The 18503-nt window shown below is 56.9% G+C and carries 15 protein-coding genes and 1 CRISPR repeat array; of the genes, 8 read left to right on the forward strand and 7 right to left on the reverse strand.

What is annotated here, in order from left to right; genetic code table 11:
* Positions 1-3: 3 nt before the first annotated feature.
* From ACFMO7_RS05120 to ACFMO7_RS05130, 3 genes are read left to right on the forward strand one after another with little or no spacing between them, the layout of a single operon-like run.
* Positions 4-729 (forward strand): DNA-binding protein, encoded by a 726-nt coding sequence (locus ACFMO7_RS05120; protein WP_376794437.1) that lies wholly within the window; start codon positions 4-6, stop codon positions 727-729.
* Positions 686-3283: a DrmE family protein gene (locus ACFMO7_RS05125; protein WP_376794438.1), complete on the forward strand. Its 2598-nt coding sequence runs from the start codon at positions 686-688 to the stop codon at positions 3281-3283. Before ACFMO7_RS05120 ends, ACFMO7_RS05125 begins: the two co-directional genes overlap by 44 nt.
* Positions 3253-6657, forward strand: a complete 3405-nt coding sequence (locus ACFMO7_RS05130) for a helicase-related protein (protein WP_376794439.1) — start codon at positions 3253-3255, stop codon at positions 6655-6657. The genes ACFMO7_RS05125 and ACFMO7_RS05130 overlap by 31 nt, the downstream gene beginning before the upstream one ends.
* On the opposite strand, the gene ACFMO7_RS05135 is transcribed toward ACFMO7_RS05130, so the two are convergent.
* Positions 6639-7271: a hypothetical protein gene (locus ACFMO7_RS05135; RefSeq protein ID WP_376794440.1), complete on the reverse strand. Its 633-nt coding sequence runs from the start codon at positions 7269-7271 to the stop codon at positions 6639-6641. The genes ACFMO7_RS05130 and ACFMO7_RS05135 overlap by 19 nt on opposite strands.
* Between ACFMO7_RS05135 and ACFMO7_RS05140 the strand changes: the two genes are divergently transcribed.
* Entirely contained in the window at positions 7254-8546 is a 1293-nt protein-coding gene (locus tag ACFMO7_RS05140; RefSeq protein ID WP_376794441.1) for a hypothetical protein, read from the forward strand. The genes ACFMO7_RS05135 and ACFMO7_RS05140 overlap by 18 nt on opposite strands.
* Before the next feature lie 122 nt (positions 8547-8668).
* Here the strand turns inward: ACFMO7_RS05140 and ACFMO7_RS05145 are convergent, their stop codons facing one another.
* The 3 genes from ACFMO7_RS05145 to ACFMO7_RS05155 form a co-directional block, all read right to left on the reverse strand.
* On the reverse strand, positions 8669-8920 hold the full coding sequence (locus ACFMO7_RS05145; RefSeq protein WP_376794442.1) for a hypothetical protein: 252 nt from the start codon (positions 8918-8920) through the stop codon (positions 8669-8671).
* A 60-nt stretch (positions 8921-8980) separates the two neighbouring features.
* A complete protein-coding gene (locus ACFMO7_RS05150; protein ID WP_376794443.1) occupies positions 8981-9196 on the reverse strand; it encodes a hypothetical protein in 216 nt (71 codons plus the stop codon).
* A 295-nt stretch (positions 9197-9491) separates the two neighbouring features.
* Positions 9492-9785: a hypothetical protein gene (locus tag ACFMO7_RS05155; RefSeq protein ID WP_376794444.1), complete on the reverse strand. Its 294-nt coding sequence runs from the start codon at positions 9783-9785 to the stop codon at positions 9492-9494.
* 396 nt (positions 9786-10181) lie between these two features.
* Between ACFMO7_RS05155 and ACFMO7_RS05160 the strand changes: the two genes are divergently transcribed.
* On the forward strand, positions 10182-10565 hold the full coding sequence (locus ACFMO7_RS05160) for a hypothetical protein (RefSeq protein WP_376794445.1): 384 nt from the start codon (positions 10182-10184) through the stop codon (positions 10563-10565).
* A gap of 816 nt (positions 10566-11381) precedes the next feature.
* On the opposite strand, the gene ACFMO7_RS05165 is transcribed toward ACFMO7_RS05160, so the two are convergent.
* On the reverse strand, positions 11382-12035 hold the full coding sequence (locus tag ACFMO7_RS05165; protein WP_376794446.1) for a hypothetical protein: 654 nt from the start codon (positions 12033-12035) through the stop codon (positions 11382-11384).
* Between the two features lie 267 nt (positions 12036-12302).
* On the opposite strand from ACFMO7_RS05165, the gene ACFMO7_RS05170 reads away from it, so the two are divergent.
* The 3 genes from ACFMO7_RS05170 to ACFMO7_RS05180 all read left to right on the forward strand — a co-directional run bounded on the left by ACFMO7_RS05170 (position 12303) and on the right by ACFMO7_RS05180 (position 15388).
* Complete coding sequence (locus ACFMO7_RS05170; protein WP_376794447.1) at positions 12303-13001, forward strand: RNA polymerase sigma factor; 699 nt, start codon at positions 12303-12305, stop codon at positions 12999-13001.
* Entirely contained in the window at positions 12998-14182 is a 1185-nt protein-coding gene (locus tag ACFMO7_RS05175) for a hypothetical protein (protein ID WP_376794448.1), read from the forward strand. Before ACFMO7_RS05170 ends, ACFMO7_RS05175 begins: the two co-directional genes overlap by 4 nt.
* 387 nt (positions 14183-14569) lie before the next feature.
* Complete coding sequence (locus tag ACFMO7_RS05180) at positions 14570-15388, forward strand: SDR family NAD(P)-dependent oxidoreductase (RefSeq protein ID WP_376794449.1); 819 nt, start codon at positions 14570-14572, stop codon at positions 15386-15388.
* A gap of 549 nt (positions 15389-15937) precedes the next feature.
* Here the strand turns inward: ACFMO7_RS05180 and ACFMO7_RS05185 are convergent.
* Positions 15938-16069 carry a hypothetical protein gene (locus tag ACFMO7_RS05185; RefSeq protein ID WP_376794450.1) on the reverse strand — a complete coding sequence of 44 codons (132 nt, stop codon included), beginning with the start codon at positions 16067-16069 and terminating at the stop codon, positions 15938-15940.
* Between the two features lie 217 nt (positions 16070-16286).
* Positions 16287-16604: a hypothetical protein gene (locus ACFMO7_RS05190; RefSeq protein ID WP_376794451.1), complete on the reverse strand. Its 318-nt coding sequence runs from the start codon at positions 16602-16604 to the stop codon at positions 16287-16289.
* Between the two features lie 171 nt (positions 16605-16775).
* A CRISPR array of direct repeats spans positions 16776-18502; the repeat unit is 37 nt; unit sequence CTTTCAGTATCCTCAAGCGGATCGAGGCCCCTGCAAC.
* Position 18503: the final 1 nt, after the last annotated feature.

The raw sequence follows: 18503 nt of genomic DNA on the forward strand, positions 1-18503 counted from the left end.
TCTATGAACGAGTCCCAGACTGCCCAGGCCCTCAACCACTCCATCGACGTCTCTACCTTCCGCCAGGCCCTCCTTTCATGGGGAGAGGAGCACTTCCGTTCCTTTCCGTGGCGTCAGACTCCAGATCCCTATCGCATCCTCATGGCAGAGATTATGTTGCACCGTACACAAGCACTGCAGGTGGTTCCAGTTTACGAAACATTTATCAAGCGCTATCCCACTGTTGCTTCACTGGCACAGGCTAACAGGGAAGAGTTACATCAGATTCTCTATTCTCTGGGATTGCGCTGGCGCATTGATCTGATTCAGGGTATGGCTCAGGAACTTATGAGTCGCTTTGGCGGGCAGATACCGCGGGAGAAAGCCGTCCTGCTATCTCTGCCCGGTGTGAGCGATTATATCGCCAGTGCTGTTCGCTGCTTCGCCTGGAATCTGCCGGAACCGCTGATCGACACCAATGTGGTGAGAATCATAGGACGGCTGTTTGGCCTGGAAACCAGAGATTCTTCGCGGCGTAGCCGGCTCTTTAAATATCTGGCAACGATACTGGTTGATTCCGAGCAGCCATGTCGCTATACATACGCCCTCCTGGATCTTGCCGATCAAATCTGCCTGAAGAAGCGTTTACCCCTGTGTAGAGAGTGTCCTGTGAGAGTCCATTGCACTTATGGAGTTGCTGTAGTGGTTGGGAACACTCAGCGAGGCAAACCCGATGAAGGCGGCAGGTGAAAATCGAAACAGCGCAATCATCGCCTCAACCTGGCGAGATGCTCTACAGCATTACCCTGATCGTGACCTCGTCACGATTGCCCAGGAAAAACGCCTCCGCTACAGGCACGATGTTATCCAGCTTCACCGGCTGGACCAGCTTTGTCTGCGTCTGAGCCTGCAGGCGTATCTGCACCGTCGACCTCTGGCAATTATTTACCCCATCCCCATCTGTCATCTGACGGCGCTGGTGGCAGCAGAACTCCTGATTTATGATCTGGCAGAGAACCGGCGGTCCAGGCTCTCTCTTCTGGTTATCAGTCAGCGGACCGAGATCCGTGAGCATTATCTGAATATACAGATTGGCACAGAGGCTCTGGCAGCAACTTTTCCGCTGGCTCGTATTCGAGCAGAAGGAGAGCCAGCTGTTATTGCCGCTTCCGGCATGGAGACCAGCTATCCTCCCCGACTCTATCATCTCTCGCGTCCCTTCTTACTTGAAACACCCTGGCCAGCTGGAATCAAAGCGATTATTGTTGACCATACCAGCGGCGGCTTTACAGATCAGATTGTTCGCATTCACGAGATTGCTGCACATCGAAAAATTTCTTGCATTATACATTTATGTACTGATCCTTTTGCCCCTTATCTCGAAGAGCTGGCAAAGGCAGGAGTCTCCTTATGGTTCTGGGACCATCTTGAAGTGGCAGTAGAGGCACGACAATCAGCGCCTGTGCATCCTGCAAACCCGGAACATCCTTTTGAGATCAGCACACAACAATTCAACAACATAGCTGCCGGAATCCACCACCATCTCGTCCTCTGTCGCTATCCCCGGCTGGAGGCTGCTGCCTCTCGCCTGTGGGATGACCTGGGAACAGTCCAGCGCGCTGATCTCGGACAGAGTGATTCCGGTATGCGTCGCGCAATTCAGGCTGCATATGGCGTCTTCTACACTATGCTGCAACTGCTTGTGCCCCTTCGTGTGTATGAGGAAGAGGCGAAGCGGCTCTGGGGTATCCGTTCCATCGAGGAGCGGATCGCTGATCTGGAGAAGCTGACACCCTCCCTCAAAAAGGCATCCCCTGATCTTTCAGATATCTACTGGCCATCATTACTTCTGGATCTCAAAGAGATGCGAATGACCCTGTTAGAGATCAATCCCAAGTATGATGCCCTGGTTCAGCAGATACGCAAGCATCTGCAGCAATCGGGCAGTCTGGCAGTGGTCTGTCCCAATCAAGCCACGCTGCGAATGGTGCAGCTCTGCCTGCGGGCACGCGAGGGACTGCCTCTCGATGGGTTAAGCATCCAGCGTACTGAAGCCGCTGTCCGTCTGCTGACCTACAAGGACCTGAGTGCTCTTCTCCGCGCCGATGTCCTGCTCTTGCCCGGCCAGCTCAGCTATAGTCGCCGTCAGTATGCTCTCACCGCAGCAGCTCCAGAGATCCGTTACCTTGCCTACAGTGACGAAGCCGAGCGAATTGAACAGCAGATTCCCTGGCTTCACCAGACTCTTGCGAGGCTGGCCAGCGCAGAGGCACACCAGCGTGCCTGGGAGGCGCTTGTCTCTGCAAGGGTCAACGCAGTCCAGACTGGGCGTGAAAACAGCCTTTCTCCCGTTGTCATAGAGTTCACTCGCCAGGAGGGGAACCGGCAGATTCGTAGAAGGGCGGCAGCTTTACTGTCATCTACCGATCTCTCTATCTGGACACCTTTCTCGACCGTCGATTACGATCAACATATCGGAGGAGATGACAGTACGGACGATCCTGACAGCGAGCTCGCACCCTCCTCATCTGCCATACCTCCACAACGGCTATCCCAGAGGTCACAGGTGTCTGCATTATGTGTGGAGTTCACGGATGGCTTCTGCTATGCAGAACGAGACAGCCAGGTGATGGTATTTCTACAGGCCACCGAGGAGGTAGATGAGCGCCGGGCCGAGGGACTACGGCCAGGTGATCTTGTGCTGTTCATCAACGGTGCGCAACGACGTACCCTTTATGAGGCTATTCTCGAACGGGTCGAACGCCTTCCCAACATGGGAGCAACCTATATACTGGTCCGCTACTGGCAGCGAGCTATCAAGGAAGGATTCCACAAGGCACAACTGACATATGAGGAGCTGCTCAAAGAGCTTCAGCGACGAGGAAGCCATATGCAGTCTGTTGCGGGAGTCCGATGCTGGATCACCGGCCAGGTACTCGGGCCTTCTGATCCCCAGGATATCTATCGGATTGGTTATATCTTCCAGGATAACATACTGATTCAGGAGTACCGGAGCATCGACAAAGCTCTGCGCCGCATCCGGTCACTTCACATTTCCCTGGCTCGTCGGCTGAATCGAGTCATCATTCAGGCTGGAGTGCGAGGTTTCCATCCTGATGCAGCTGAAGAGTGTGTTGATGAGGAACTCAATCTCTATCTGGATGATTTTCGCGACAGTGTCAGCATCCACCGTGTTGTCAGTATCAGGCAGCAGGAGCAGATGGTCCCTCCTGACTTGATCTGCAAGTTCTTCAAGAAAGGAACGGTGCACACATGGCAACGCCCCAACGTGCCGATGAAATAGCGCTGGCCCGCCACTTGCAGCAATCGCTGCTGGATCAGCTTACGGGCCGAAGCGAAGATATCTGTCGAGATGACAGGCCTCGCAACCGCTACTTTATCGGCTCTCTGGCCAACCGCTCGCAGCAGTCTGACGGCTCCCAGTTCGATGATGACCTGTTTTCTCGCCTGTCGCCTTCCTCAATGGGGCTTGAAATCAGGGTCAGGCCTGGAGGAGAGAAGGCACAGCTACTCGTCCTGCCAGCCTTCAACGTCTACTACCGAATCTTTCCGGATCTGGAGCACCAGCGTCGTGTCTCTAGATACCAGCAGCAGAGACCCGATCAGGACCAGGGCCAGTCCCGTGAAAGATGGGCCGTAGCCTTTCGTAAAATCCCTGTTCAGATAGAGCCGATAATCATACCTCTACCACTACAGATGATCAAGCGCCTGCGGCTGAGCAATGAAGCGACACAACTCAAGATCACCAGGGCGCTGGAGCTTGTCTGCCAGCAAATACAAAGCGACCCAAATCGCTACCGTGAGCTGCCAAGAGGAGAAAAGATTCCGCTCGAAGCAGTAAGGAGCCAGGAAGCATTCGAGCAGTTCTGCCGCCAGGTAGCCGCTGCTGGCCAGGAGGTGCTGCCCTCCTGGCAGGTAGAACTTCAGGTTGAGGCCCGTCCAATAGCCGGCGACCTTCTCCAGATTTCACTTATGCTGCTGAACCGCTCCCCCGATGACAGCCGGGAACAGTCCATCACTGATCACTACCTGTTTGACGTTCGGCTGCAGGTCGAAGGAGAAGATGCAGATATTGAACCTTTCGCCTTCGATTTGCTCCCCAAAGACTACCGCTATGATCGTCACCTGTGGGGGCTGGGACGCAACTGTTGCGTCGTTAGAATAGACAGGCAGAATGCTGTGCGGACTGAACATACACCGGTCTATGAGCAGCCGGTCTACATCACCCGGGATACGGTTGACTCTACCCTGCCAAGAGCAACCTTCCTGGATCTGGCAAGCAAACCGATCCCCATCTTACGAGCTATTGCAGAAGCAATGGATGAGTACCTGTACCAGTGGAAGCAACGGCTCCGATCAGAGCAGCAGGATCGTGGCTGGGATGCTGCCACGCAGGAAGCGGCAGCGAATGATTTGCAGGCTTTCGCCGAGGAGATTGCTCGCTATCGGCGAGGAATCAGCGTTCTGGAACGCTACAGCACACTACTCCGAGCCTTTCAGTTGATGAATCAAACATTTGCTAAAGCCAGCCGCCATCTCTCCTGGCGCCTCTTCCAGATTGTCTACATTGTGACTCAATTGCCCGCTATTGCAGCTCGTGAGTATGATCTTCCAGAAGGACGTGACGACTGGAACTATGTGGATGTCCTCTGGTTTCCCACCGGTGGTGGGAAAACCGAGGCATATCTGGGTCTGATTGTCTGTGCAGCATTCTTCGATAGATTGCGGGGGAAAACGGCAGGAGTCACAGCCTGGATGCGTTTTCCTCTACGCCTTCTGTCCCTGCAACAGCTGCAACGCATGGCAGACATTCTGGCTTCCGCAGAATGTCTCCGTCGTCAGACTCCACCCATTAACACGGACGAATACGACCCGTTCAGCGTGGCTTACCTGGTCGGAGCAGATAATACTCCTAATCGACTGGTGGGCCCCAGGCAAAACGGCCAGGACTCCTGGCTCAACCGTCTTCGGAAACAGCCGCAGCTTCTGCAAAGCTTTCTGACTATTCCCCGTTGCCCCTTCTGCAACCAGAATAGCGTGAGAATGGATCTGGAGGAGGAAACAACTCGCCTGGTGCATCGCTGTACCAATCCCCACTGCTCTGAAGCCGTTCGAAAGGGCATTTTGCCCGTTTTCATCGTGGATAACGAGATCTATCGCTATCTCCCCACCGTGCTGGTCGGTACGATCGATAAGATTACTGCTATAGGGTATGAGCGCAAATTCAGCCACCTCTTTGGGGCCATTACCCACAGGTGCCCTCTGCATGGCTATCTGAGTCTGGGAGAATGCACAGAAAAATATGCCTGCACAGTGAAAGCAAAGGAGTTTATCCCAGTCAGCCTGAAAGATCCCTCTCCAGTCCTACAGATACAGGATGAACTTCATTTGTTGCGGCAAGAGATAGGAGCTTTTGATGGACACTATGAAACTTTTATAGATTTATATCAGCAATATATGCAAAACAAACGAATGAAGATTATTGCTGCTACTGCTACTATAGAGGAATATGAGCATCAGATAGAGCACCTGTATAACCGCAAAGCCCGTCGGTTCCCCGTGCCAGGACCCTCATTGGGAGAATCTTTCTACGCCACCACCCTGGATCAGGATGTCCGGCGCCTCTTCATTGGTGTCATGCCGCATAACTATACTCACATCAATGCCATTATTCGTATCGCGGAACTCTACCACAGAGCTATCGAGGATCTGCGGAGCAACCCTGCAGAGGCTATTGCCCGTCTAAAACTGGCCTCTGTGGACAGCCCTGCTGGCTTGCTGGAGATGTTATCTCACTATGAAGTCTTCGTGACCTATCTCCTGTCCAAACGGGAGGGAGACCGACTTGATCAGAGCTTTGAGGGACAACTCAATCGGGAGCTGACCGAGGCCGGCTATAGCGAGGTATACAGTCGTTCAATCACCAGCGCCACTACCTTTCCTGAGGTGGCCGAGATTCTGAAGCAGCTGGAGCAACCTGATCATGACTTTGACCGGCGCCTGCGATCACTGACAGCAACCAGCACTATTTCCCATGGAGTGGATGTAGAACGACTCAATTGTCTGTGTTTCTTTGGTATGCCCCGTCAAACCGCTGAGTATATTCAGACCTCCAGCCGGGTTGGACGCGATCACCCCGGCCTGGTCTTTGTCTGTTTCAACCCTGCCCGAGAGCGTGATCAGAGCCATTATCACTTTTTCACCAAGTATCACGAATACCTTGATCGACTGGTCGAGCCAGTTCCTATTAACCGCTGGAGCAAATTTGCCATTCAGCGTACTATCCCGGGACTTTTTATGGCACTGTTACTGAATAAGTATAATCTCACGCTGGGAGGGGGGGGAGGAAAGTCTCTCTACTTCAGCAAGCAGGTGCGCCTGCTGCTGGAAAACCGCCAGTTGCAAGCGGAGGAAATAATCGCGTTTCTGAATCAGGCATATTGTACCACCATGCAGGGAGCTGGTCAGGAATTCGCACAGGTGATACAACAGAAGGTCAAAGAGTACCTTCGTCTGCTAAGTAATCCTGAGAAGGATTTTACTTCTGCAAATCTGACAGAGCAACCAATGCAGAGCTTGCGAGATCTGGATGAGCAGATTGATATTATCCCAGGAAGAGATTCTCATCTTGTTATGAGTCAGTTCAGTAGGGAGTGAGATCTATGAAGCGCGGAAGACAGCAAATCCTCTTCAACTTTCTGCCTGGGAAAACCTTCGACTTTGAGGGCGGACAATTCATCTGCAAAGTCAGCAATTTCGTGGCCAGTGATGAGCCCGAGCGGCGGCTGAACAAAGCATATGTGCTTGATCGGGTTGCCTGGCTGCTCCGGCAATGGCCAGAAGAGCGTCGCCGGGGTTTTCCTGATATTCGTCAGCAGGAAAGCTATGTTCTGGCTACTCCAAAGGGGGTTCAGGCAGAGATCTTTCCTCTGCTCTTCGAATGCAGTAACAAAGGGTGCAGACGAGCTGTCCTCTATCACACTCTTCAAGAACTCAGCCAACGCAATCCTGAGTTGCGCTGTCATCACTGCAAGGGGCGCCTGCGCCAGCTGCACCATGTCCTGATCCATACCTGCGGCCATATCCGGTCCTTCATCCTGCCATCTTGCCCTCAGCATAAGTGGGATCATCTCTGGCTGAATACCGGAGAGAGTCAGAAGTATGCCCATTTCCGCTGGCAGTGCAGGCTGTGCTCCTTCGAGCATGAAGTTATTCCGGGCAAGTGCAATGACTGTAATCTCCCAGAGAAGCAAATGCGCCCCATCGTTCATCGGGCTACTGCTTCCTACTATCCTCAGTATCGTACTCTGATCAATCTTCCAGGAAAAGACCTCGCTCTCATTCTGAAAGATCCAGAACGCTACTGGCTGGCCATTGCAGCCTGTCTGCGGCTCTTTGATCACGGCCCTCATCATCGTCTGCGCGATCTGGTTGTGAGTTCGGAGAGTCCGATGGAGAGTCAGGGAGTTCAGACTCTGCTGGAGCGGCTCATCAGTACAGCGCCACCAGAGAAGAGGGCTGGCCTGCAGGACCTGCTGCAAGGACTCAGAGCGGGAGAAGGGGATCAACGCAGCCGGATTGTCGATCAGGCCAGGCAATTGATCACACTGCGAGGGCAGGATCTCGAAGAGGCAGGGCAGGAGTTGTTGGAGTTTGTTCGCATCCGAGAGTCGCTTCATGTACTCACCATAAAAGATCTTGAACAGCGAGGACGTCAGCAGATACCCGGTCGCGTTTCCCTCTACCAGGAGACATATCCCCAGGCCCTCCTGAGTGCGGGGCTGGCCGACGTGCATTTGATAGGTGATTTCCCGGTGACAACAGTCCTCGTCGGATTTACCCGCGGCAGTCGCGAGGCTCATCAGACTATTATTCGAGCCTTTCCCCGTCTTCAGCAGAAGGACCCGCGTACTCCTCTCTATACCGATACGACAGAAACCGAAGCATTGCTGTTCCGCCTGGATCTCCGCCGTGTTATTCGCTGGTTACGGCTGAATGGGCTGATCACAGAGGAGCTTCCTGGCGACAATGAGGCAACGCTACATGCCTGGATTCTCAACCGTATGAAGGCCGGCAACCCTCTTCAGGAAATAGCCAGGGATCACCCTGTCGCCCGGGCAATTGTGGGGCTGGTGCACTCGTTCAGCCATCTGGTGCTCCGCCAGGCTGTGATCCTGAGTGGATTCGATCGGACCAGCTTAAGCGAGTATCTCTTCCCTCGGGCACTTTCTTTTGTCCTCTACAGCAATAATCGCACCGCCTTTACTATCGGAGGACTGTATACGCTCTTTGAGCAGGCGCTGCATGAACACCTTCACCAGGTGATGACTGCGGGGGGAGCCTGCATCTACGACCCGGTATGTCTGGAAGAAACCGGGGCCTGCCATGCCTGTATGCATATATCTGAAATGAGCTGTGAGCACTTCAACCGGAACCTCCATCGCAAGTATCTCTTCGGCCGGCTTGAGTCTGATGGGCGTGAATACATCGGCTACTGGGATCAACGTTGCGCTGTGGAGGGGGAGCCAGCACCAGCCAGCCGGTGACTGGCAGCATATGATAGCGAGCCAAAATCCGACGAGAGGCCTCGTAAACCAGGCAGGTGCGGAGCCCCTGGGTCTCAGGTGCACTCGTTGCTCTCCGCAGCGACTCTTGTCGACGCGGACGCTCACTGCAGGAGCGCTTCCTCCTCCTCCCAGGTTGCCGCTCGAGCAATGAGCCTGCCGCCTTCTGTCTCTGCCCACAGGCGCTGCCCCTGCTCATCCGCTTCCAGTCGATACTGCTCCAGTCCGGGTCGCCAGTGCCGCCACAGACTCCAGGCTTCCAGCAACTGCTGCCAGCTCGTCGCCGCCTCCTCGGGCGCGCCGCGCAGCTCGATCTGGATGGCAACCTCCGGCGCGGGCCGGCGGCAACAAACCATCCCCCGCGGCAGCTTCGCCAGCTGCCAGATCAGCCAGTGCTCGCCCGCGCGCTCTTCTTGTCAGCACTGCAGGCCCGGAAGCCGCGCATACAACCAGAAGAGCTGCCACGGCTCCTGCTGGAGCTCCTGCGGCGTGGCCGGCCAGGTGCGCTCTCCCTCAAACTGCGCCGGAGCGGCCAGGTGATCCCAGGCCGACGCGGCGGTCTCCCTACGTAGCCTGGCTCGCTGCGTCAGGGCATGAAAGCCACTGGAGAGTCCAGCTTCCCTCGCAGGCAAGCGCAATCCTCCTGGTCATGGATCAGGCAGGCTGGCCTGGCGAGTGCCCGACTCCAGGTTGCTGAAGGGCTGCAATTGCTCTGGTAGCCATCGCATTGCGCAGAGCAGCAACCAGCCGGATGCTTGTGGCCTCGCCAACTGGGTTGTGACTTCGTTGGACGAACTGGAGCAGCTCCAGGCCCAGCGCAGTTGCTGGTTACGAACTCATCCTGAAGTGATAGGGGACCGCACCTCCTTCCATGGGTGGCCTTCTTCGGATACTACTTAAACGGATTTGATATGACAGGATTTTGTCCTAGGATTGTTTATTGCTGCGCTGAAATACCCCTTTGCCGCCAATACCCAGGATCGTGCCGGCACCGCCAATACTCAAGATACTGCCAGCGCTGCCGATACTGAGGATACTTCCCGCACTGCCAATGCTGAGGATACTTCCGGCGCTGCCGATGCTCAAAATGCTACCGATGCTGTAAATGCTCATGACGCACAAGGCACTACCGATGCTGTTGAAGCTGGCATAGGAAGAAGTGGCCCAGCGCAAGAATCTTAGAGGGACCGCAACCTCTCGTTGCTTTACTTTGACCATCATTCTCTCTCCTTTCACACGAACGGCGGAGCCGCGCAAGGCATATGTTGGCTGTGTGACTCAGGTGCTTCGTATCTGAGTCACACAGCCAATACAAAAGGCGAGCGCCGCAGGCGCGAGCAAGTGTGGAAGTTGGAAATCAGACACACTCATTATAGAACACGGAGCCACGCTTGCCCATAGCAGAGAAAACGTCGTATCATGAAGCAGGTTATATCAAAATCCGTTTAAGTAGTATCCGAAGAAGGCCACCCATGGAAGGAGGTGCGGTCCCCTATCACTTCAGGATGAGTTCGTAACCAGCAACTGCGCTGGGCCTGGAGCTGTTCCAGTTCGTCCAACGAAGTCACAACCCAGTTGGCGAGGCCACAAGCATCCGGCTGGTTGCTGCTCTACGCAATGCGATGGCTACCAGAGCAATTGCAGCCCTTCAGCAACCTGGAGTCGGGCACTCGCCAGGCCAGCACTGTCGAGGCTATGCGAACATGGACTAGCGCCAGCAAGCCGTTGGATGTGGTGTTTCCCATCACTTCTCTGCTGATCCTCGGCGCGGGGCTGGCGATGACGATCGGTTTCTGGGGATGGACTCGGGCCTGGATCGACCTTTCGCTGGGCTTGCTGGTCCTCCTGAGCTTTGTAGGCGCTGCCTTCAATGGGGCACACGCCAGGCGTATCGCCCAGCGATCTCAGGCACGAGCTGAATCATCCGATGCACTGGACATCGGTGATCAGCATAGCGACGCCAGGGTTAGGAATCGTCTTTCTGATGGTGGAAAAGCCTGATTGGCTGGGGTCAATCATCACTCTGGTTGTTGTGCTGCTAGTGCATGTGATCCTGGCACAGATCATGGTCCATTCCGGCCAGGCATGCGTCCCCTCCTGGAAGGCAGGACGTACGGAAGAGCAGACATCCGGGCTTTACAGCAGAGCGTAGTCGCCCAGCGTTCCTCGTGTTCACCAGAGAAAGCTAATTTAGCGTAAAAACTCATCAGCGTTTTTCCTGATGACACAGGGAATACTCGACGGTTGCAGTTCCACCGTCTCGGCCCCCCCACAGGAGAATCAACAACACAGCCAGCCACGGCAAATACTGCTCCAACAGCTACCTCGCAGTCAACAGCCCAGGTAGCTCAGGCCCCCTTCAAGGTCACCGCGGTAGATATGATAGTCAACCCGATGACTTACTCTTTCACCGGGAGCGGCCCGTTGCCTGCTGATCACACCTTTCCAGAGCCGGGCGGAGTAGCCGTTCCAGCTCCAATGTGCTGCAGTCGCCACTCGTCGGTCCAACTGGCACCTGCAGCTAAGTAGCTCCTCCTGGAACTCTACTGCTACCGGGGTTACAGCTCAAGGGTAGTGGGCGTGCGCTGGTGGCTAAGGCCAGCGCACGCCCCTCTCCACGTCTTGCCATCCCCCTCTTCTGCCCCCATGTATTCTCAACTCACAGAGTACTGGGAACGTCAGCCAGCCTGAGCGCTCCTCTTCGAGCCGTTCCGACGTCGCCAGTAGCCACTCCCAGGGCTTGCGCCCGCAGTCGGAAGGGAAGGGCCCGGCATCGCTGCATGTCAGGTATGTCAGGCCAGACCCTCCCCTGAGGCGTCAGCGCCTGCTGATTGGCGGGGTGGGCGTCGCTGCCGGCTTATGGCCGTTCCCATTACTACCCGCTTGAGGACTGGCAACAGCCTGATTCTTCACGCATACCTCAAGAGGAGTCGTGCCACAGACTTGCAGAGCCGCAGCGAGATAGCTGGTCACATTGCTGTCCGTCAATTTGCCAGCAGCATTGGCGGAATTGTGGGCCGCCAGCAATTGAGCAACGGTCAGCAGCTCATTGATCTCGCCATAGCCGAAGACACGGTGGGACGAAACAGCCGTTCCACCAGGCGTAGTGCCCTGGAACGCGCCGGTATGCAGGGCACAGATCGCTTTGACCGCCGCTCCGTTACTGGCAGAGCTCAGACCATACTGGCTGGCCAGTTGGGTGGCGGTGGGGAGACCAGGACAAGCTGACTCCTGTTCCCTGATGGGCGTGGCCGCACCCTGGCTCTTGTTCTCCCCCTTTTGCCCCTTGGAGGACGCTTGAGCGGCAGGCGTTCCCGACCTCGCCTGGCTTGCCAGGGCATGGACCATGTTCTGCCTCACTGGCGTGGTCGCTGCAAAAGCCGTAACGCTGCCGATCACCAGAGCCGAGCCAATGACCGCTACCAGCCCTTTGCCCTTGAGCAAGGTAGTGAACAGACTGATCATTTTCATGAAGACACCATCCTCCCAATCAGAGAAATATGGCCTCGATGCAGTTCGCATCGCTTCACTACCAGCAGTTGTACTGGCGCCATGAGCGGTTATGCCCCCGCCCTTTTTTCTCCCGCGGTCAGTGTTCCTTCCTCTTCCGTAAACTGCCCCAATTGGCTGGCACCCATAACCGTGCCAGGGCAAACTACAACTCTATCAGGAGAAGCCTGGAGGCTCTTTGCAGCCTGCTGGCGCTGTGTGAGAGAAGAACACTGGAGGGGTCGGCTCATGTTCCCCTGGCAGCGGACTCGTAAAAATCGGTCCTCTGATCGTCAGGATCAGACGCAGGAGTTTGATCTGCTGCTGGAGCGTGCACGCGAGGGAGAGGCGGAAAGCTTGAGTATCCTCTATCGCCGCTTTCTGCCAGGAATTTTTGGCTATGTTGCCGCGCGCGTGCCCGATCGGGCGACTGCCGAGGATCTAACGGCGGATGTCTTTTTGAAGATGGTTGAGGGCATTGCCCACTTGCAGGCCAGGGATGAAGCCAGCTTTACTGCCTGGTTGTTCCAGATTGCCCGCCTGACCGTCGCTGGTTACTACCGCCAGCGAGAGAGCCAGCCAGTTGTCCTTTCCCTGGACCTGGTTTCCTGGAGGGATGAAGAGACAAGAGAGGACTACGCGCCGATCAGCGGACAACCCACACCAGACCCAGTGCAGTGGGTGGTCGCGCGAGCCGAGTGGCACATCATCGTGGAAGCCATCAACAGGCTCACCGACGAGCAACGTCGAGTGCTCATCTACCGGCTCATTATGGGATTCAACGTCGAGACAGTGGCGAGGATCATGGGAAAAAATGCCAATGCGATCAAAGCGCTCCAATTTCGCGCGCTCCAGAGCCTGCATCGCTTCCTGACGCTAGCAGTGGAGCAAGAGAAGCTTCCAGAGCACTGTTCCCTCCAGATGCGGACACAGGAGGAAATGCCATGAAATCGCTTCCCGAAAGGCTGAACGAAGAAATTGAATACCATGGAATCGGTTCCAGGCAGCATCAGCAGCCCTCGCTGGAAGATCTGGCAGAAGAACCGCAGATAGCGGCTCTGGTTTCACTGGCATGGCATCTACAACAGGCAGCGCCACTGCAGGTAGATCCTGAATTCGCCAGGCGTCTGGAGCAACGGGTCCTGCTCCAGATCAGAGCAGTGCAGGAGCAATCGCAGAAAAGACGCCTCCCTGCGGGCCTCGCCAACTGGCTACAAAGAGAGACAGCCGGCAGCTGGCCCAGGACCCTGCGCCTGGCTGTCGTGAGCCTGCTCTGCCTGCTGCTGCTGGGAGGCGGCAGCCTGTTTGCCGCCGCTCAGGTGGCGAATCCTGTCAGTCCTCTCTATCGCTTAAAGCTGTGGCAGCAAAATATATCGCTCACTGCCGCCGGGTCTGATCTTCGCCGCGCTCAGCTGCGCGGTCAGCTCGCACGTGAACAGCTCCAGGCGCTCGCCGGACTGGTGAATTCTCCTCAAGCCTATCGCGCAGCTCTCCGGGATTTTGAGGAAAAGATGGAGCTGTTTGCTCAGGCAATCCACGCCCTTCCAGCCGGGGCCGATCGCACGCGCCTGACAGAGGAGCTGACTCGCTTGGAAGCCGACGCTCGTCAAATGCTCTACCAGTTGTTGCCACGCCTGGCTATTCCAGAGCGCTTGCTCACAACCAGCGAACTGGGCCGCCTGGGAGCCAACATCATCCATCTGAGCAGCGCCATGATAACGGTCTCGCAGCATCCGAAAAGCGTGCTCACGGTGAGCCTCAGTGGCAGTGGCTTGCAGCCAGGGGCCACGCTCCTGTTGGACAATCAGCCGGTCAGCGCTGCGGGCACGCTGACCGACGACGCCTACACTTTTCTCTTAGTCTGGCAGGGACGGAATCGGCAGCTGCCCCGCTCATTGGGTCTCCTGAATCCCGATGGCACCGCGGTTGCAACAACGGCGGTGGTCGTCAAATACGAGGATAGGGGCAACGGCGCTAATTCGGGCAATAGTAATCAGGGAAATGGCAATGGTAACGCGCGAGGCAAGCCGACCGCTGTCCCCACGCCCCATCACTCGTTCATGCACTTGCAGCGGAGCGTCTGCAGAGCGGCCCTGGCCGCCGCCTGTCTAGCTCGGCACAGCCCGTGATCTATCAACCAGACATCTTGCTCCCTGCTCGCGGGCCTGACGAATCGTTGTCAGCGGGAGAGCCATATAGGTGGCGTATCAGCCGTCGTCGAAGCCGATGACGTTCATCTCCCCAGGGATACGACGATGGCGCTGGGAGAGCGCCGATACACACCGGCTGTTCGCACATCGTCGACCAGCAAAGATCGGCGCCTTGGGGATCAGGCTCCTCGCCGGCCTTGACAGGCTCACCCGGCTCTGCTACCTTAACACCAAGGTCACTCTGAATCACGCCGCAACGTGCTCCGGGGTGAGAACGATGATGTCCATCCGCAAGGGCGCCACCGGCGAGCACTGAGTGCACCGCTTTGCGCGATGGAGCATGCAATAGCAGAAAGGAGAGCAACGATGGCGGTTCCCGATGTCAGCGGTAAGACCCTGTCGGAGCTGATTTCCTTGCGTGGGCGCGCTGCCGTTATTACTGGTGGAGCGCGCGGCATCGGCCTGGCAATCGCGGAACGGCTGGCTGAGGCTGGTGCCGCTGTGCTGCTAGGAGATGTGCGCGCCGAGGAGGGCCAGGCGGCAGCGGAGCGGATTGCCGCCCGCTATCAGGTGCGGGCGCTCTTTGCTCAGGTTGATGTGACCGACAGCGATTCGGTGCGCGCACTGGCGCAGAAGGCCGTGCAGGAGCTGGGCAGCCTGGATATCTGGGTCAACAATGCTGGCATCTATCCCAGCGATGCCCTGCTGGAGATGTCTGACGAGCAGTGGGATCGCGTGCTGGATATCAATCTGCGCGGGACCTTTCTGGGGGCACGGGAGGCGGCGCGCTGTATGATCCAGGGGCAGCGCGGTGGCGTGATTATCAATCTAGCCTCGACTGCTGGCTATCAGGGCGGGGCAGGTCTGGCGCACTATGTGTCCTCGAAGCACGCCGTGCGCGGTCTGACGAAGAGCCTGGCGATCGAGTTGGGACCGTACAATATTCGTGTGCTCGCGCTGGCGCCGACGTTGATCCGCACGCCGGGCATTGCGGAGCTGCGACAGAGTATGACGGCTAGCGGTGCACCCGATGCCCTGGGCGAGTCGTTCGGCGAGCATCTGCCGTTGGGACGGGCCGGCGTGCCCGATGATGTGGCGCGCGTGGCGCTCTTCTGCGCCAGCGATCTGGCAATGCTGATGACAGGGAGTACGCTGGCGGTCGATGCCGGCGCCCTGACCATGTAGCGGCACAGTGGATCTTGATCGTGGCTCCGCCCTGGCCAGGCGCTAGCCGCCGACAGGCCAGCCTCAGAGAGGTGGAAAGTGCCTGGTAGCGCACCGATGCTCAGCCGGCTGGCGCGGTGGCCTCGCTCTTCCGCCTGGCGCTGCGCCGGCCCTCACGATAACCTTCTCACTCACTACCAGAGCTGAAAGAGGTCCGCCAGGGCGGTAACTCGATGCTCATACGGCCAGCGCTCCTTAAGCCCTTCATAGCTATGAATTTATGAACGTAAAGGTGAGATCTCATTCCCTTTGCCTGCCAAACTTGCAAGGAGAGTGTTAGATTCTCTTCTCCTCATGGCATCTTCCTCAGTGCGGGCATCCTGTACTGATGTTCCTGATTGCGCAAGATCTGTATTTGAGAGTAGCACTGTATCTCAGCGCTCCCGCTTCTGGTCTCCTGGAGGTGCGCCCATGAGCTGGTCCTGACCTGGCCAGCGGCTCAACAGCTTCGCGGTTCCAGCACCAGCCTGCGCCTTGGCCTGGCGCTGGGAGCTGCCTCAGTTGCTCTCCCTACCAGGGACCAAAGAGGTCCTTCAGCGATCGGACCAACTGCTCGCGTGGCCAGCGCTCCTGGACCTGCTCGTAGGTTCTGGCCAGCTTCTTGGCATAGAGCCGCGACCCCAGCTGACGAGCCAATTGCACTGCCTCATACAGACCTCACAGCCGTGCCCGCTGGGGGGGCCTCTGCTGATCCTGGCAACGTGCTTGGCTTGGCGCCTCCTCGCCAGAGCTGGATCCCTGGCTCCTGCTCCTGGCGCTTCCGATGAGGCCAGCCAGAAGCGCTCCGGCATCGCCAGACCAGACCCGGCTTCCCGCGCTGCCTCTGCCAGGTATGGTGCCAGGGCTGGGAACAGCCGGGTCAGCCCGCCCCACAGACCGCATCCGACGACATCACAGGAGGCAGCGAAGTGACGAGCCAGCGGCGAGCCGTTCGCCGCTGGTGGGGGCCTGTCGAACCGGTCCCTGGATCGCAGACTCCTGCCTCTCGCAGGCGTTGCCAGAGCGGGGCGCCGTCCGTATGGTCAGGGATCCAGCGCCATTCAGCCGCCGGCGGCCCTCCCCATCGCGCCCGCCAGGAGCGGCGGGCCGCCTCTTGCTCCTGATCCAGAGCAAAGATGGCTTGCAGATAGGCCCACTGGCGCGGGTTCAGCCGATGCGATCCCTTCTTCCTCGTCATAGCGGTTCTCCTTTCAGGACCGGAAATCAGCGCCGTCGGGACTGCGCGCTCTGCTTCGTCGTGGCTGCGCACTCTGTACACTCCGTGCCCGACGGCCTGGCCGGCGCCAACAACCATAATCATCCAGCTCAGATCTCCTGCTCTACCAAGATGCTGAACTCGTCCCTTCCACTTTCGGTATCCTGAAGCGGATCGAGGCCCCTGCAACCAGTGGGAACAGTGGCTCTACCAGCAACTTTCTATCTTTCAGTATCCTCAAGCGGATCGACGCCCCTGCAACACGCGGAAGTAGCAGTACTCTCTATCGATACCGCTACCTTTCAGTATCCTCAAGCGGATCGACGCCCCTACAACGGAGCGACGGGCTATAACACAGTGCTCATGCTCTCGCTTTCAGTATCCTCAAGCGGATCGACGCCCCTGCAACTCTCTCATCGTATACGGTGGGGGATTTATTTCATTTGCTTTCAGTATCCTCAAGCGGATCGACGCCCCTGCAACCGAACAACACACAAACCCTCTGTGCCAGGCAGGAGCCTTTCAGTATCCTCAAGCGGATCGAGGCCCCTGCAACTTGAATGCCGCTGCCGCCGCCGGCCGGCAGGCCGAGGCCGCTTTCAGTATCCTCAAGCGGATCGACGCCCCTGCAACCGAACAACACACAAACCCTCTGTGCCAGGCAGGAGCCTTTCAGTATCCTCAAGCGGATCGAGGCCCCTGCAACTTCAGGAAGCGCTTCAGCGCTTCTTTGAACGGCAGACGAACTTTCAGTATCCTCAAGCGGATCGAGGCCCCTGCAACGTAGATGCTCGCCGTTGTTGCCTCTACTCCGAGATGACTTTCAGTATCCTCAAGCGGATCGAGGCCCCTGCAACAGATCTGATCCAGGCCGGCCCCGGCGCCTGGCCGGACCTTTCAGTATCCTCAAGCGGATCGAGGCCCCTGCAACGCTTTTCTGGTACTATCACAAACCTGCGCCAGAAGCTTTCAGTATCCTCAAGCGGATCGAGGCCCCTGCAACTGATGAAGACAAGCTCTATCGAATCTTCTATTGCACTTTCAGTATCCTCAAGCGGATCGAGGCCCCTGCAACGGGCGCAGTGGGTCTCTGATCAGCCTGCTGATCCAGTCTTTCAGTATCCTCAAGCGGATCGAGGCCCCTGCAACGATACTATCCTCACCAACGGCAATTGCGCGTAGCAGCTTTCAGTATCCTCAAGCGGATCGAGGCCCCTGCAACCAACTTCGCCGCTTTCGCAATCAGGTCTGCATCCAACCTTTCAGTATCCTCAAGCGGATCGAGGCCCCTGCAACGCAAAGATGTTACATGACGGATTAGAACAGCTACTACCTTTCAGTATCCTCAAGCGGATCGAGGCCCCTGCAACGGCCTCTCTTCTCGTGTCCTTGAGTGAAATGGCGCTCTTTCAGTATCCTCAAGCGGATCGAGGCCCCTGCAACGCTCGTCTGCAGACGAGTTGCGTGAGCATCTGATGAGCTTTCAGTATCCTCAAGCGGATCGAGGCCCCTGCAACAACAGACCTGGGGAGAAGGAGGTCACATTCAAAGAACTTTCAGTATCCTCAAGCGGATCGAGGCCCCTGCAACTATCTTGCGCGTACACCACGCCATGCGCATTCATCCTTTCAGTATCCTCAAGCGGATCGAGGCCCCTGCAACTTTCATCGCGTGTTTCATCGCGTGTTTCACCTGACCTTTCAGTATCCTCAAGCGGATCGAGGCCCCTGCAACCGAACTACACCCCACGCAGGCCGAGGTAGGAGAAAACTTTCAGTATCCTCAAGCGGATCGAGGCCCCTGCAACCAGGCGGTGTATAAGATATCCAATGCGGGAGCGGATCTTTCAGTATCCTCAAGCGGATCGAGGCCCCTGCAACC

The organism is Thermogemmatispora sp. (assembly GCF_042408735.1).
Classification (GTDB): domain Bacteria; phylum Chloroflexota; class Ktedonobacteria; order Ktedonobacterales; family Ktedonobacteraceae; genus Thermogemmatispora.

Bases quoted from the DNA above. Each gene is read 5' to 3' on its own strand.
- ACFMO7_RS05190 (WP_376794451.1), bottom strand. From the start codon at position 16,604: ATGACGAGGAAGAAGGGATCGCATCGGCTGAACCCGCGCCAGTGGGCC.
- ACFMO7_RS05140 (WP_376794441.1), top strand. From the start codon at position 7,254: ATGCGCCCCATCGTTCATCGGGCTACTGCTTCCTACTATCCTCAGTAT.
- ACFMO7_RS05155 (WP_376794444.1), bottom strand. From the start codon at position 9,785: ATGATGGTCAAAGTAAAGCAACGAGAGGTTGCGGTCCCTCTAAGATTC.
- ACFMO7_RS05175 (WP_376794448.1), top strand. From the start codon at position 12,998: ATGAAATCGCTTCCCGAAAGGCTGAACGAAGAAATTGAATACCATGGA.
- ACFMO7_RS05120 (WP_376794437.1), top strand. From the start codon at position 4: ATGAACGAGTCCCAGACTGCCCAGGCCCTCAACCACTCCATCGACGTC.
- ACFMO7_RS05180 (WP_376794449.1), top strand. From the start codon at position 14,570: ATGGCGGTTCCCGATGTCAGCGGTAAGACCCTGTCGGAGCTGATTTCC.
- ACFMO7_RS05135 (WP_376794440.1), bottom strand. From the start codon at position 7,271: ATGAACGATGGGGCGCATTTGCTTCTCTGGGAGATTACAGTCATTGCA.
- ACFMO7_RS05160 (WP_376794445.1), top strand. From the start codon at position 10,182: ATGCGATGGCTACCAGAGCAATTGCAGCCCTTCAGCAACCTGGAGTCG.
- ACFMO7_RS05145 (WP_376794442.1), bottom strand. From the start codon at position 8,920: ATGGTTTGTTGCCGCCGGCCCGCGCCGGAGGTTGCCATCCAGATCGAG.
- ACFMO7_RS05165 (WP_376794446.1), bottom strand. From the start codon at position 12,035: ATGAAAATGATCAGTCTGTTCACTACCTTGCTCAAGGGCAAAGGGCTG.
- ACFMO7_RS05170 (WP_376794447.1), top strand. From the start codon at position 12,303: ATGTTCCCCTGGCAGCGGACTCGTAAAAATCGGTCCTCTGATCGTCAG.
- ACFMO7_RS05130 (WP_376794439.1), top strand. From the start codon at position 3,253: ATGGCAACGCCCCAACGTGCCGATGAAATAGCGCTGGCCCGCCACTTG.